Genomic DNA, 13,817 nt, shown 5'->3' on the forward strand with positions numbered 1-13,817 from the left:
GGTGGGGATTAACCTTTTGGTAACCGTATCTGGCATAGTTTGACGCCTGTCTAACGAGCCCGAAGGACGGGGGCAACCATGCGTGTTCTTGCACGGGTTGAGGCCGCGCTGCTGCACCAGACTGGGTACATGTTCCCATGGACGCCGGTGATGCTGGCAACCGGGATTGGCCTGTATTTCGGCATCCGGGCAGAACCTGCCATGCCGGCCTACGCTGGTCTGGTTTGTCTATGCTTGGCTTTCGTCTTTGCGCGCCGCTGGCTTGCGCCGGGGGTGGGGTCGTTGGCCATCGGGGGGGCGTTGATCGCTGCTGGTTTCTGCCTGGCAGGTGTTCGCGCCCATATGGTGGCAGAACCGGTTCTGTCATGGCGGTATTATGGCCCTATCGAGGGGAGGGTCGTCGCCATGGATCGGTCTGCCTCGGATGCGTTGCGGTTGACGCTTGATCAGGTGCGCATAGGGGACGTGCCGCAGGAGCGAAGGCCGCAGCGCGTCCGTCTTTCTGTTCATGCCCCAACCGGACCTATTGCACCGGGGCAGAGGATTATGACGACGGCGCATCTGTCTCCACCACAAGGGCCCGTAGAACCCGGCGGGTTCGATTTCCGCCGTCACGCCTGGTTCCAGAGTTTAGGCGCGGTGGGGTACACCCGCGTTCCTGTTCTTACCATCGCACCAGCTTCGGACGGGATCGAGGGCGTTCGGATAACCGCAATCCGAATGGCCATATCGCAGCGCGTGAAGGAAATACTACCTGGTGAAATTGGTGGCTTTGCAGCAGCAGTCACCACCGGGGATCGCAGTGGTATGGGGCAAGATACGCTATCGTCGCTGCGCGCATCGAACCTTGCACATCTGCTGGCAATCTCGGGGCTGCATATGGGGCTGCTGACGGGATTCGTATTTGTGGCTTGCCGCATCTGTCTGTCGTTACTCCCGGCGCTTGCGCTGCGCTTGCCTGTGCGAAAAGTTGCCGCTGTCTGCGCCTTGTGCGCGGCGACTGTCTACCTGATGTTGTCCGGCGGAAATGTCGCGACCGAACGTGCCTTTGTCATGGTTACGGTCATGCTGGGAGCGGTGCTGATCGACCGCCGGGCGATCTCTCTCCGCGCCGTGGCGGTTGCGGCGGTGATCGTTCTGCTCCTCAGGCCGGAATCCCTGTTAAGTCCGGGATTCCAGATGTCATTTGCAGCAACCACAGCTCTGGTCGCCGTGTTCGGGGCGCTGCGCGAAGTGGGTCCCTTGCCTGGACCGAAATGGATTAAGCCGGTGGTTGGCGTGCTGATGTCCTCGGCCATTGCCGGGCTTGCGACGGCTCCGATCGGTGCCGCGCATTTCAATACCATGTCGCACTACGGTCTTTTGGCAAATCTGCTCTCTGTTCCGGTTATGGGTTTGTGTGTTGTTCCAGCGGCGGTTGTCGCCGCGCTATTGGCTCCTCTGGGGCTTGAGACGATTCCCCTGACAGTGATGGGGTGGGCATTGCAGTGGATTTTGACGGTGTCACATTGGGTTTCGAATCTGCATGGCGCACAAGGTTATGTGGTCAGCCCGCCGTGGTACGTTCTGCCTGTTATCGCCCTGGGCGTTTTGTGGATCGCGCTGTGGCAGGGACACGCAAAGTGGATTGGGATGTGCCCGATTTTGGCGGGCTTTCTGCTGTGGACTGCGGGGCAACGCCCCGACGCCCTGATCGCCGAAACCGGAGGTTTGGTCGGCGTGATGACGGAACAGGGGCGCGCGTTGAGCAAAGGCAAAGGCAGCGGGTTTGTCGCAACTGTTTGGCTTGAGAATGACGGGGATGGTGTCGATCAGGTTCAGGCCGCGCTCAGATGGCCCGAGACGAACGCAATCCAGCGCTACCTGATGAAAGATCAGGAGATTATCCACCTGACTGGCAAAAGGGCTGCAAACGGGTTTGACGAATGCAAGGCAAACCAGATCATCGTCTCTGCTGTGGCTCTGAATTTGCAGGGGCCGTGCGGGGTCTTTGACCCCGATCGCTTGTACGAAACCGGCAGCTTGTCTGTTCTGAACGGAAAGCTGATATCAAGTGCCGAGCTAACGGGGCAAAGGCTTTGGTCCCCAAACGCGACCGGGGACCTTCCGTCCAAGCAGGATCAGTAAGTCCGGATCAAGCCAACAAGGCGGCCTTGAACCTTGACCTTTTCTTCGGGCAGAACGCGCGTTTCGTAGACCGGGTTGGCAGCTTCAAGCGCGATGGCATTGCCCCGGCGGAAATACCGCTTCAACGTCGCTTCCTGATCCTCGACCAAGGCAACCACGATGTCGCCGTTATCTGCTGTCGACGTTTCCCGGATCACCACTACATCACCGTCGTTGATACCCGCGTCGATCATCGAGTCTCCACGAACCTCTAACGCGTAATGCTCGCCCTTGCCGGAGACCATGGGGCCGGGGACGGCGACATGGTGCGAGACATGGCTGATGGCCTCAATGGGAACACCAGCCGCAATCCGACCCATGACCGGCAGTTCCAGCGCGTCGACTGAAACGGGTTCCACATTCGCGGGGCGGCGACCTTCCGGTTTGTCACCTTCGATAACCCGCGGCGTAAACCCGGCTGTGGGTTCGCCACCTAGGCTTTCGGGAAGTTTCACGATCTCAATCGCGCGGGCGCGATGGGCAAGGCGGCGGATAAACCCGCGTTCTTCCAGAGCGGTGATCAATCTGTGGATGCCGGATTTCGACCGCAGATCAAGCGCGGCCTTCATTTCGTCGAAACTGGGCGGAACACCGTCCGCCTGCACGCGTTTGTGGATGAATTCCAGCAAATCCAATTGCTTCTTGGTCAGCATCGCTCACACCTCGTCGCTCATGCGTTTTCTTTTGTTCTACGCATGTTCACGTTTTGTGTCAACGGATTTGAGAACATCTCAGATCGGCAGGTACTGAACCGTTTCCCCGATTTCACGGGTGGGATCGTGCGGTTGTCGGACCAAAAGCGCATTTGCTTGAGCCAGAACGCTGAGAAGCGAGCTGTCTTGATCTGCAGAGGCTTCGATGCCCGTGTCGCTTAGAACTGCGCGCATGTAGTGCTCTCGCGGTCCGTTTTCCGACAAGGGAGCCGTGAGCTGCGCTGTACGGAAAGTCGGAACCACGTCGTCCAGGCCAAGCATCCGGCGCACCATCGGTGCTAGAAACAGATACCCGCACACCATGGCGCTGACCGGGTTGCCGGGCAAGCCAACCATTGCCGTTTCGCCGATACGACCGGCCATCAGTGGTTTTCCGGGACGCATTCGGATCTTGTAGAACGACCGCTCCATCCCCAAACCCTGCGAGACATCTGCGACAAGGTCATAGTCACCAACCGAAGCGCCACCGATTGTGACGACAAGATCGGCCCCGTGCGCCAAGCCAAATGCAGTTTCAAGCGAGGGAACGGTATCGCGCGCAATGGGCAGAACGCGTACCGATGCACCCAGACCTTCAAGCAGCGCCTGCAAACCGAATGTGTTGGAGGCAATGATCTGATCTGGGCCCGGCTCTTCTCCGGGCATCACCAACTCGTCGCCGGTGGAGATAAGTGCAATCACCGGTTTGCGCGCAACCGTAACGCGGGGAGTGTTCATTGCGGCCATAAGAGCCACATCTTCGGCCCGGATCAAACGTGGTGCTGAAATGGATGTGCCGATTTCAAAATCTACGCCAGCTGGCCGGATATTGGTTTTGGGGCCGGGTTCGTCGGTGATCGTGATCAGGTCACCACGTCGATCTGTGTCTTCCTGAATGATCACAAAATCCGCGCCCTCGGGCACTGGCGCACCGGTGAAAATGCGCACCGCCTGACCGGGACCGACCTGGCCATCAAAGCGATGGCCAGCCGCGGATTCTCCGACCACCTTGAACATGGCGTGCAGCTCAACTTCGGCGGCCTTTACGGCATATCCATCCATCGACGATGCCGCGAAGGGCGGTTGGTTCCGCCCCGCCACAACATCCCGCGCCAATACACGCCCGGCGGACTGTGCCAGAGGAACCTCTTCCGAAGGTAAAACCCCCACCAGATCGAACAGCAGGGCGCGCGCCTCTTCGACTGTGATCATTTCGCCTCGTAACGCCCTGATTTACCGCCATCTTTCAAGAGAACGCGGATTCCGCCAATCTCCATCGCCTTATCGACGGCCTTTGTCATGTCATACACTGTCAAAGCCGCGGTTGAGACTGCGGTTAGGGCTTCCATCTCAACACCGGTCTGTCCCGAGGTCTTGACCGTGGCCTCGATCTGAACACCCGGCAAATCAGGATCAAGGGTCAGTTCAACCGCCACTTTGGTGATTGGAAGAGGGTGACACAACGGGATCAAGTCGGGCGTCTTCTTTGCGCCCATGATGCCCGCCAGACGGGCGATGCCCAGAACGTCGCCCTTTTTCGCGCGGCCTTCAGAAATGATTTCAAAGGTTTCCGGCGCCATCCTAATGTGCCCGGCAGCAACGGCGACACGGTCTGTCACGTCTTTGTCCGACACATCGACCATATGCGCCTGACCTTGAGCGTCAAAATGGGTCAGCGGCATCACATCACTCCGGGGATCAGAGGGTTGGACAGGATATGACGCGTGGCGGCTTCAACATCATCCTGCCGCATCAGGCTTTCACCAATCAGGAAGCACCGTGCACCATAGCGCGCAATGTCCTTCAGATCATCCGGTGTTCCCAGGCCGCTTTCGCAAACAATTGTGCGGTTCGCTGGTACCAGCTTGGACAGGCGTCGCGTGGTGTCCAATGTTGTCTCGAAGGTCTTGAGATTGCGGTTGTTGATGCCGATCAACGGGCTTTTCAACTGGGTGGCTCTTTCCAGTTCCGCTTCGTCATGCACTTCGATCAGAACATCCATACCCCAATCAAAGGCAGTTTGTTCCAGTTCAGCCGCCTGATCATCACTGACCGAAGCCATGATGATCAAAATGCAATCGGCGCCCAAGGCGCGGGCTTCGATCACCTGATAGGGGTCATACATGAAATCCTTGCGCAAAGCGGGCAGCGAAGTCGCCTCGCGTGCCTGCGTCAGATATTCCTTTGCGCCCTGAAAGCTTGGGGTGTCGGTCAGCACGGACAAACACGCAGCACCACCATCCTCATAGGCTTTGGCCAGTACAGGCGGGTCGAAATCCGGACGGATCAGACCCTTGGACGGGCTGGCTTTCTTGACCTCGGCAATCAGGCCATAGCCTTGCCGCGACGCGGATTGCAAAGCTGTGGCAAAGCCACGGGTTTCCGATGCGGCCCGTGCTTCGCTCTCCAGTGTTTCCAGGGATTTCTGTGCTTTGTCGGCTGCGACCTCTTCCAGTTTGTAGGCTTTGATCTTGTCCAGAACGGTTTCGGTCATGCGGCTTCCTGTGTCTTGCGTGCCAGAGCGGCGATTTTTTCTTTGGCTTTGCCGCTGTCGATGCTTTGGGCGGCCATGGCGACACCGTCGCGCAGATCGCTTGCCGCTTCGGCGACGACCAAAGCGGCAGCCGAATTCAACAGTACTGCATCGCGATAAGCGGATGGGGCACCGTCCAACAGAGCGCGGAATGCGACGGCGTTCTCTTCTGGTGTGCCGCCGATAATGTCTTCGAACGGATGTACCGGCAGACCTGCGTCTTCGGGGTGCAGTTCGACCTCTTTGATCGTGTCATCTTCCAGCGCAGCGACCCAGCTGATTCCCGTGATCGTGAGTTCATCCGTCCCGTCCGATCCATGCACCAGCCACGCGCGGTCTGAGCCCAGCAGACCAAGCGTTTCGGCCATTGGTCGGATCAGGTCGCGACTGAACGCGCCGGTCAATTGCCGCTTGACGCCTGCGGGGTTGGTCAGGGGGCCAAGGATGTTAAAGATTGTACGCGTGCCCAGTTCCTGGCGTGATGGCATTACGTGGGCAATGGCCGGGTGATGCATCGGTGCCATCATGAACCCAATTCCAACTTCTTTTAGAGCATCTTCAACAACTTGGGGGCCAACCATGACGTTGATGCCCATCTGACCCAGGGCATCGGCTGCTCCTGATTTCGAACTGAGGTTCCGATTGCCATGCTTGGCAACGGTGACACCGGCACCGGCAACCACAAAAGCCGTCGCGGTCGAGATGTTCAGTGTGCCTTTGCCGTCGCCGCCTGTGCCCACGATGTCCATCGCTCCGTCCGGAGCTTTGACGGCGTTGCACTTTGCCCGCATCACAGCGGCGGCAGCGGCGTATTCATCGACGGTTTCACCACGTGTGCGCATGGCCATCAAAAGCCCACCGATCTGGCTGGGCGTGGCTTCGCCATCAAACAGGATGGCAAAGGCTTTTTCAGCTTCGTCACGAGTCAATGGACGATCGGCCGAAGCTCCGATCAGCGGTTTCAGCGCGTCGCTCATGCGGGGACTTTCAGTTCTTGTAGGAAGTTCTTGAGCAGGGCGTGGCCATGCTCGGAGGCGATGGATTCCGGGTGGAATTGAACGCCATGTATGGGCAGTTCCTTGTGCTGCAGCCCCATGATGGTGCCGTCTTCCAATTCAGCCGTGATCTCAAGACAGTCGGGCAGGGATTCACGCTCAACAATCAGCGAATGATAGCGGGTCGCTTCAAAGGGTGAGGGCAGACCAGCAAAAACACCTTTTCCGGTGTGTTGCATCGTGCCCATCTTGCCATGAACAATCTCGTGACAGCGCACTACTTTGCCGCCAAAAACCTGACCGATGGTCTGATGCCCCAAACAAACCCCCAGCAATGGTGTTTTGGTTTCTGCGGCGGCTTCAGTCAGCGCCAAGCAAATCCCGGCCTGATCCGGGTCGCAGGGGCCGGGGCTTAGCAGGATACCGGCGGGGTTCATAGCCATCGCTTCCTGTACATCAAGCGCATCATTTCGGCGAATAACCATTTCGGCACCAAGTTCGCCTAAATAATGTACCAAATTGTAGGTAAACGAGTCGTAGTTGTCGATCAGCAGCAGCATATGGGCACTTATCTTCACTTGGGCATTTCAGGCTGGCGATGCAGCCCCGGGCCACGGTATAATGTCCGCACATACATGCTCAGGCTTGGGCGGCAGCGTCAAGAGGACATACCGTTTCTGACGCGTTCAATTGGCCGAGCGCCACACCAGATGGCGCAGAGCTGGACGAGGCAGAGAAAAGAGGCGAAAGGCAGAAAAAATGGGCGGATTTTTCGGAGGAATGGTCGCCGGGGCGATCGTTGTTTTGATCCTGGGCGTGATCGTGTCGCTCAAGACGCCGATGGTCAATACGCCGGTTGTTGTAACCGAAGCACCGGCTCCGGTAATTTCCGAAGCACCTGAAGCACCGACTGAGGTGGCCGAAGCGGTTTCCGATGCCGATGTGGTGGAATTGGCTCCGCGTGGGCTGGAAGCCGCCGATGACTCAACCGAGGATCTGGCTGACTTGTCCGGGCTTGAATCGTCTTCGGACACGCAACCAGAAGTGGGCGCAGCGGCTGAGGCCGTGGACCAACCAGAGGCCGCGGTTGCGACTGAAGTGTCAGTTGTGACCGAAGCGCCTGCAGCGCCGCCAGAACCCAGCCTTGCACCTGCGGCTCCGCAGGACGAGGCAGAGCCAGCCGTAATCGACGATACGCCGACCCCGCCCGTGGAAGAGCCCCAGACAACCGAAGTCGCGCTTGTCGAGCCGAAACAAGACCCATTGCCTCAAACGACGGTGGACACTGAAGAGGTAAATCCGTTTGAAAGTAGTCCGATTGCGGTGGAGGGGGATGAAGAAATTCTTCCGCGCAAGTTGCCGCGTATCGCGGCATTGCCGCAGATCGGCGGCGAACAGGAAGTACCTGTCAGCTCAACGATTGGAAAACGCGTTGTTCCTTTGACCGAACGGGATGATGAGCCAGTGGTCGAGCAAGCCTCGGCAGAAGAAGCGGCACCAGCGGGCAAGCCGATCGAACGCTATGCCGCGAAGTTCGAAAACCCCGAGGCCAAGCCCTTGATGTCCATCATTCTGATCGATGATGAGGGCGCGTTTGGTGTCGAAGCGCTGCAAGACTTTCCCTATCCAATCAGCTTTGCCGTTAACCCGTCCGATCCTGATGCGGCGGAAAAAATGGCGCGGCACCGCGCGGCCGGGTTCGAAGTCATGGCGCTTGCTGATTTGCCTGAGGCCGCAACCGCTCAGGACGCCGAGGTATCCCTGTCGGTCTGGCTGGATACTCTGCCCGAAACCGTTGGTATTCTGGAAGGGGTAAACAGCGGCATTCACGGCAATCGCAAGTTGGCCGATCAAGTTGCGGAAATTGCTGCCGGAACTGGCAGGGGATTGATCACGCAGGACAATGGATTGAACACCGTTCAGAAACTCGCGGCCCGAAATGGAACCCCTTCAGGTGTTGTGTTCCGTGACATCGATGGTGCGCGTCAGGATCCGAAGGTCATGCGTCGTTTCCTGGATCAGGCCGCGTTCCGCGCCGGGCAGGAAGGTGCTGTGGTCATGTTGGGGCGGGTCCGCCCCGAAACGATTTCAGCATTGTTGCTTTGGGGGTTGGAAGACCGGGGCAGCCGCGTCGCCATGGCGCCGATTTCTGCGGTCATGATGAAACAGGTACAGTGACTGGCATAAAACAGAAAAAAAGGGCGGCGATCTTTTGATCTGCCGCCCTTTTGCGTTTAGCTGTTTCCATTTCCGGTGAAACGCGCGGCATCCGCCGCAGCGCGTCGTATCGCGTTGGATTTATGGACGGTTTCCATGAATTCGGCTTCTGGATCGCTGTCATAAACAACGCCGCCGCCTGCCTGAATATAAAGCTTTTGATCTTTCACAATTGCGGTGCGCAGCGCGATACACATGTCCATGTCGCCGCCCGCGCTGAAATACCCCACGCCACCGCCATAGACGCCGCGTTTTTCGGGCTCCAGCTCGTCGATGATTTCCATCGCGCGCACTTTGGGCGCGCCAGACACTGTGCCCGCTGGCATCCCGGCAAAGAACGCGTCCAGCGCGTCTTTGTCTTCGGCAAGTTCACCCACCACGTTTGACACAATATGCATTACGTGGCTGTAACGTTCTATGATGAACTCTTCAGTCGGGCGCACCGTGCCAATCTTGGCCACGCGTCCGGTATCGTTGCGACCCAGATCCAGCAGCATCAGGTGCTCGGCCAGCTCTTTCTTGTCGGCCAGCAGATCCAGTTCGTTTGCCTTGTCTTCTTCCGGCGTCGCGCCACGGGGACGGGTTCCGGCGATGGGACGAATGGTGACTTCACTGCCGAACACGCGTACCAAAATCTCGGGGCTGGCACCGACGACCTGAAAACCACCGAAATTAAAATAGAACATGAAAGGCGACGGGTTGGTGCGCCGCAACGATCGATAGAGCGCAAAGGGTGGGAGAGGAAATTCCTGCGTCCAGCGCTGCGCGGGGACAACCTGGAAAATATCACCCGCGCGGATGTATTCCTTGGCCTTTTCAACGGCTTCCATATAGCCGGACTTGGTAAAGTTCGACACGGGCGGTGAAACTTCGCGCGCGTCCCCAAGATCGCGGGTTTCCGCAGGCATCGCACGTTCCAGATCGCGAACCGCATCCATCACACGTTCGGCGGCTTGTGCATAAGCAGCCTTGGCGGATTGACCGTCGCTGGCCCAAGCTGGTGAAACCACGGTCACTTCGCCTTTAACACCATCTAACACGGCGATGACGGAAGGGCGCAGCATAATCGCATCGGGCAGGCCCAGAGGGTCAGGATTTACGCCTGGCAGGTATTCCACCAGCCGGACCATGTCATAGCCCAAATATCCAAACAGCCCGGCTGCAGCCTGAGGCAGGTCATCCGGCAGGTCGATGCGGCTTTCGGCCAGCAAAGCGCGCAAGTTGTCCATCGGGTTGCCGTCTTGGGCCGAGAACGCCTCGGAATCGAACCGGGCAGAGCGGTTCAACTCGGACGCTTCACCGCGACACCGCCAGATCAGGTCGGGTTTCATACCGATGATCGAGTAACGGCCACGAACTTCGCCGCCGGTTACGGATTCCAGCATGAACGCATCTTTCTGTGCGCCCGTCAGCTTGAGCATCAGTGACACGGGCGTGTCAAGATCAGCGGCAAGACGTGTGTAGACCACCTGATTTTCGCCCGCTTCATAAGCGCGCGCGAAGGTGTCGAATTCGGGTGTCAGTGCCATTTCGGTCTCGTTTAAAAGCTCGATTGCACGGCATTCAGCGCCTGTTGGTCGACGACCGGACGCGCGCGTGTCTGTGCATCGCGCACATAAGCGTTGAAAATATTCTGTGACAGGGCCTGATTCATCTGAGCGGAAAGGGCTTCACGCAGTTGGCGAAGCTCGTCTGTATCTGCCGGAGGCAGAACTTCATCCAGGCGCACCAGCAACGCTGCGCCGTTGCCACCAATGACACGCAATTCGCCAGGTTCCATCTGAAACACTTCGTTCATGAAATCCGCAGGAACGTCATCCAGAAACGCCGTGCGGGTCAGGGCATTTTCAACACGGAAGGGCAGGCCGGTGGCGGTAAAGTCACCATCTGTTGCAAGCTGTGTCAGAACCGCATTGGCCCGTTCTTCCAGCGCCTTGTTTGTTTCGGCTTGAAGCCACGCGGCGGCCACGCGATCACGCGCGCTGTCCAGCGGCTCGGGGCGACGCGGCAGAACCTCGTTCAGGCGCAGGGCAAAGATCGACCCATCTTCGAGGAATGCGATTTCCGGGAAATCACCTTCCTGCACAGCTTCGGCTGCGACGCGGAACCCGTCATAGGCGGCGATTTCATCTGAACTTTCGCGGGTCCAGTCGATCTGACCCAGCTCCATTTCGGTCTCATCCGCCAGTTCTTCCAGTGTAGCGCCGCCAGCAAGCATGTCGTTGATATCTTCGGACTGCGCCTCGATCAGGCGGCGCGCACGCTCGGCCGCCAGCTCTTCCCGCAAGGCCGGTTCAGCTTCTTCGAAGGGCACATTGTTGGCTGCCAGAGATCCGTTGATCCGGAAAAGGGCCGGACCAAATACCGACGGCAACGGGCCAACAACAGCATCCAGATCGGCCGCAAATACAGCATCCGCAGCTTCGCCCAGATCCTCACGCGTCACGTCGCCCAGATCGATGTCGTTCAATTCGAGATCGCGGTCGCGGACCAGCTGTTCAAAGGTAGTGCCACCCACCTCAAGCTGGGCCTTAGCTTCGCTTGCAGCTGCCTCGTCCGGGAAATTCAAGCGCTCAACCAAGCGGCGTGCGGGCTGGTTGAACTCAGCAGACCGGCTATCATAGAGCGCGCGCAGGGCGTCCTGATCCACCTCGACACTGTCGATCAGCATCGCAGGGGACAGGATCGCATAGGTCAGTTGCTTGGTGCGGGGCAGTGTGAACAGAGCACCGTTTTCATCATAATAAGCCTGAATCTGCGCCTCGGTCGGATCGGCAATCGAGGATTCCAATGCTTCGGTCCCGACGGTGGCCACCGTAAAGCTGCGCCGGGCGCCGATGTAATCCGTCATCGTATCCGTCAGAGTGGCTGGCATTTCGACGCCGCCCATGATCGCGCCCTGAACGATCGTACGCGCCGATTCCTTGCGCAAATCTGTTTCGAACTCGGAATCGGTCATGCCGATCTGTTCCAGCTGAAAACGATAGGCTTCACGGTCAAAGCTGCCGTCCACACCCTGGAAGGCCGGGATCGCGACGATGTCTTGCTGTAGGTTCTCGTCCCCGATGGAAATACCCAGTTGGCCGACTTCGTTGTCCAATGCCGCCAATGCCGTCAGACGGGCGAGGGCATTCTGATCAAGCCCCAACTCGCGTGCCTGCGACATCTGCAATGGCTGGCCGGTTTGTGCCTCAACCGCGCGGATTTCGCGCTGCAACTCGCGCACATACTCATCGACCGAGATGCTTTCGTCACCCACATGTGCGACGGTTCGGACCGTACCGCTGAGATTGGTGGCGCCAAATCCCGCAAGGCCCAGCATCAGCAGGCCCATCAGAATCCAGACAAAGGTTTTAGAAAGACTTTTAGCGCCTGCGGCCATGGTGCCCTCTTGTTATTGCGGCAGCGTTCTGCCCTGTCGGTTGCGGCCCTGAATACGACGCACACCGCCGAGGGGCAAGCTTAGAAGGACAGGCCCTGCAACCGGTCGAACAATTGACCCAATCCCGCACGGTCCAGATTGGCGAATGCTACACGGACTTGCCGTTTTCCGGCGGGGTCATGGGCGGGCATGAACATGGTGCCGGGCAACAGCAGCACGCCTGCCTCAGTCACCAAACGGCGTGCCAATTCGTCTGACGGCATATCGAAAGGGTGTTCGAGGTAAGCAAAATACGCCCCAAGTCCCAAAAGACGCCATCCTTGGGCCTCAAGGGCGGGCATTCCATCTTTAATTGCGGCTCTGCGGTCGAGAATTTCGTCTCGTTCACCCGCAAGCCATTGTGATAGGTTCTGCATCCCCCAAAGGGCTGCAAACTGGCCGATTTGGCCAGGGCAAATGGCAACAGTGTCGAGGAATTTCTCGACCTCGGCCAGAAGAGAACGGCTTGTGGCTATCGCACCAACTCGGTGGCCTGTCAGGCGATAGGCTTTAGAGAAGGAATAGAGATGAACAAGCGTCTCATCCCAAGCCGGTTGTTGGAACAGATCGTGGGGCGGGCCGCTGCGGCTGTCGAAATCGCGATATGTCTCGTCGACAATGAGGCGAAGACCGCAGTCGCGTGCAAGGTCAAAAAACGCGCGGACCAGATCGGAAGGGTATTCCACGCCGCCGGGGTTGTTCGGCGTGACCAGGGCGATGGCGCGTGTTTTTTCGGTAATCAGAGCGCGCGCCTTCTCTGGATCGGGTAGCAGGTCATCTCCGGTTGGGAGGTCCACAGCCTTCACCCCAGCCATGTCCAACCACATTTTATGGTTGAAATACCATGGCGTTGGCAGAATCACTTCATCATCCTCATCGGTGATTGCCGAGATCACGGCCGAGAATGCCTGATTACAGCCCGAGGTGATGGCGGTCTGAGACGCGTCAACGCGCCCGGCGTAGTGCGCGCTGATCTGGGCCGCCAATTCTGTGCGAAGATCGTCGTTCCCCAAGACCGGCCCATATAAATGTGCGCTGTCTTCCTGCACGGCAAAATCTGCCATTGCCTGTCGCAGAGTAAGCGGAGGCGGGTCAACCGGCGCGGCCTGGCTGACATTGATCAGTGGGCGGTCTGCAGGAAAGTTGACACCTTCGACCCATCGTCGCGCCTCCATCACCGGAGGAGGGAAAGTGGCGCTTGTGCGAGTCTGGGTCATGGTGTGCCAGTCTTTATGCGAGGCTCCGCCTCACGCTTCTAAGTATTTGAGAGCAGAAAAGAGGTTAGTCTGTCCCACGATAGGGTTCGACATATTGCAACGCCATGTCCCAGGGGAAGAAGATCCACGTGTCCTGACTGACCTCGGTGATGAACGTATCTACCATCGGGCGGCCCTTGGGTTTCGAATAAACCGTCGCGAAATGCGCGTTGGGGTACATTTTGCGGACCAGTTCCAGTGTTTTACCGCTGTCTACCAGGTCGTCGATGATCAGAACGCCAGTTCCGTCGCCCATCAGATCCGCGTCGGGTGCCTTCAAAACTTCGGCCTCGCCTTGTTCTTGATGGTGATAAGACCGCACGCTGATCGTATCGACGGTGCGGATGTCCAATTCGCGGCTGACGATCATCGCGGGGGCCATACCGCCGCGCGTGATAGCCACCACTGCGCGCCAGGCACCATTTTCAGGGCCTTGCCCGTCAAGCCGCCAAGCCAAAGCGCGCGAATCGCGATGGATTTGATCCCAGCTGATGTGAAAGCCTTTTTCGTGGGGCAGGCGGTCTTTGGCACTCATGA

12 protein-coding genes are annotated in these 13,817 nt (G+C 58.4%); 2 read left to right on the forward strand and 10 right to left on the reverse strand.

Annotated features, from left to right (window positions below; translation table 11 throughout):
* Nucleotides 1-78: 78 nt before the first annotated feature.
* Nucleotides 79-2,127, forward strand: coding sequence for a ComEC/Rec2 family competence protein (locus GOV85_RS00100; RefSeq protein ID WP_171173809.1), 2,049 nt, complete (start codon nucleotides 79-81; stop codon nucleotides 2,125-2,127).
* Here GOV85_RS00100 and lexA read toward each other — a convergent pair.
* The 6 genes from lexA to GOV85_RS00130 all read right to left on the reverse strand — a co-directional run bounded on the left by lexA (nucleotide 2,121) and on the right by GOV85_RS00130 (nucleotide 6,946).
* On the reverse strand, nucleotides 2,121-2,819 hold the full coding sequence (gene lexA, locus GOV85_RS00105) for a transcriptional repressor LexA (protein ID WP_171173811.1): 699 nt from the start codon (nucleotides 2,817-2,819) through the stop codon (nucleotides 2,121-2,123). The two genes, GOV85_RS00100 and lexA, sit on opposite strands and share 7 nt — an antisense overlap.
* 78 nt (nucleotides 2,820-2,897) lie before the next feature.
* Nucleotides 2,898-4,070, reverse strand: a complete 1,173-nt coding sequence (gene glp, locus GOV85_RS00110; protein WP_171173813.1) for a gephyrin-like molybdotransferase Glp — start codon at nucleotides 4,068-4,070, stop codon at nucleotides 2,898-2,900.
* The gene (moaC, locus tag GOV85_RS00115; protein ID WP_171173814.1) at nucleotides 4,067-4,540 is read right to left on the reverse strand and encodes a cyclic pyranopterin monophosphate synthase MoaC; all 474 of its coding nucleotides are present in this window, start codon (nucleotides 4,538-4,540) and stop codon (nucleotides 4,067-4,069) included. The genes glp and moaC overlap by 4 nt, the downstream gene beginning before the upstream one ends.
* Complete coding sequence (gene trpC, locus GOV85_RS00120) at nucleotides 4,540-5,352, reverse strand: indole-3-glycerol phosphate synthase TrpC (RefSeq protein ID WP_171173816.1); 813 nt, start codon at nucleotides 5,350-5,352, stop codon at nucleotides 4,540-4,542. The genes moaC and trpC overlap by 1 nt, the downstream gene beginning before the upstream one ends.
* A complete protein-coding gene (gene trpD / locus GOV85_RS00125) occupies nucleotides 5,349-6,368 on the reverse strand; it encodes an anthranilate phosphoribosyltransferase (RefSeq protein ID WP_171173818.1) in 1,020 nt (339 codons plus the stop codon). Before trpD ends, trpC begins: the two co-directional genes overlap by 4 nt.
* Nucleotides 6,365-6,946 (reverse strand): aminodeoxychorismate/anthranilate synthase component II, encoded by a 582-nt coding sequence (locus tag GOV85_RS00130; RefSeq protein ID WP_171176152.1) that lies wholly within the window; start codon nucleotides 6,944-6,946, stop codon nucleotides 6,365-6,367. Before GOV85_RS00130 ends, trpD begins: the two co-directional genes overlap by 4 nt.
* Nucleotides 6,947-7,145: 199 nt before the next feature.
* Between GOV85_RS00130 and GOV85_RS00135 the strand changes: the two genes are divergently transcribed.
* On the forward strand, nucleotides 7,146-8,564 hold the full coding sequence (locus GOV85_RS00135; protein ID WP_171173820.1) for a divergent polysaccharide deacetylase family protein: 1,419 nt from the start codon (nucleotides 7,146-7,148) through the stop codon (nucleotides 8,562-8,564).
* Between the two features lie 56 nt (nucleotides 8,565-8,620).
* Here GOV85_RS00135 and trpE read toward each other — a convergent pair whose 3' ends face one another.
* From trpE to gpt, 4 genes are all read right to left on the reverse strand, one after another.
* Complete coding sequence (trpE, locus tag GOV85_RS00140) at nucleotides 8,621-10,132, reverse strand: anthranilate synthase component I (protein ID WP_171173822.1); 1,512 nt, start codon at nucleotides 10,130-10,132, stop codon at nucleotides 8,621-8,623.
* 11 nt (nucleotides 10,133-10,143) lie between these two features.
* Nucleotides 10,144-11,985, reverse strand: a complete 1,842-nt coding sequence (locus tag GOV85_RS00145; protein WP_171173824.1) for a peptidylprolyl isomerase — start codon at nucleotides 11,983-11,985, stop codon at nucleotides 10,144-10,146.
* 80 nt (nucleotides 11,986-12,065) lie between these two features.
* Nucleotides 12,066-13,241, reverse strand: coding sequence for an aminotransferase (locus tag GOV85_RS00150; RefSeq protein ID WP_171173826.1), 1,176 nt, complete (start codon nucleotides 13,239-13,241; stop codon nucleotides 12,066-12,068).
* Between the two features lie 64 nt (nucleotides 13,242-13,305).
* Nucleotides 13,306-13,815 carry a xanthine phosphoribosyltransferase gene (gpt, locus tag GOV85_RS00155; protein WP_171173828.1) on the reverse strand — a complete coding sequence of 170 codons (510 nt, stop codon included), beginning with the start codon at nucleotides 13,813-13,815 and terminating at the stop codon, nucleotides 13,306-13,308.
* Between the last annotated feature and the right edge of the window lie 2 nt (nucleotides 13,816-13,817).

This window comes from Ruegeria sp. HKCCA4633 (genome assembly GCF_013034605.1).
In the GTDB taxonomy this organism is placed as follows: Bacteria; Pseudomonadota; Alphaproteobacteria; order Rhodobacterales; family Rhodobacteraceae; genus Ruegeria.

Coding starts and splice junctions, on each gene's coding strand:
- GOV85_RS00100 (WP_171173809.1), top strand. CDS start 79: ATGCGTGTTCTTGCACGGGTTGAGGCCGCGCTGCTGCACCAGACTGGG.
- lexA (WP_171173811.1), bottom strand. CDS start 2,819: ATGCTGACCAAGAAGCAATTGGATTTGCTGGAATTCATCCACAAACGC.
- glp (WP_171173813.1), bottom strand. CDS start 4,070: ATGATCACAGTCGAAGAGGCGCGCGCCCTGCTGTTCGATCTGGTGGGG.
- moaC (WP_171173814.1), bottom strand. CDS start 4,540: ATGCCGCTGACCCATTTTGACGCTCAAGGTCAGGCGCATATGGTCGAT.
- trpC (WP_171173816.1), bottom strand. CDS start 5,352: ATGACCGAAACCGTTCTGGACAAGATCAAAGCCTACAAACTGGAAGAG.
- trpD (WP_171173818.1), bottom strand. CDS start 6,368: ATGAGCGACGCGCTGAAACCGCTGATCGGAGCTTCGGCCGATCGTCCA.
- GOV85_RS00130 (WP_171176152.1), bottom strand. CDS start 6,946: ATGCTGCTGCTGATCGACAACTACGACTCGTTTACCTACAATTTGGTA.
- GOV85_RS00135 (WP_171173820.1), top strand. CDS start 7,146: ATGGGCGGATTTTTCGGAGGAATGGTCGCCGGGGCGATCGTTGTTTTG.
- trpE (WP_171173822.1), bottom strand. CDS start 10,132: ATGGCACTGACACCCGAATTCGACACCTTCGCGCGCGCTTATGAAGCG.
- GOV85_RS00145 (WP_171173824.1), bottom strand. CDS start 11,985: ATGGCCGCAGGCGCTAAAAGTCTTTCTAAAACCTTTGTCTGGATTCTG.
- GOV85_RS00150 (WP_171173826.1), bottom strand. CDS start 13,241: ATGACCCAGACTCGCACAAGCGCCACTTTCCCTCCTCCGGTGATGGAG.
- gpt (WP_171173828.1), bottom strand. CDS start 13,815: ATGAGTGCCAAAGACCGCCTGCCCCACGAAAAAGGCTTTCACATCAGC.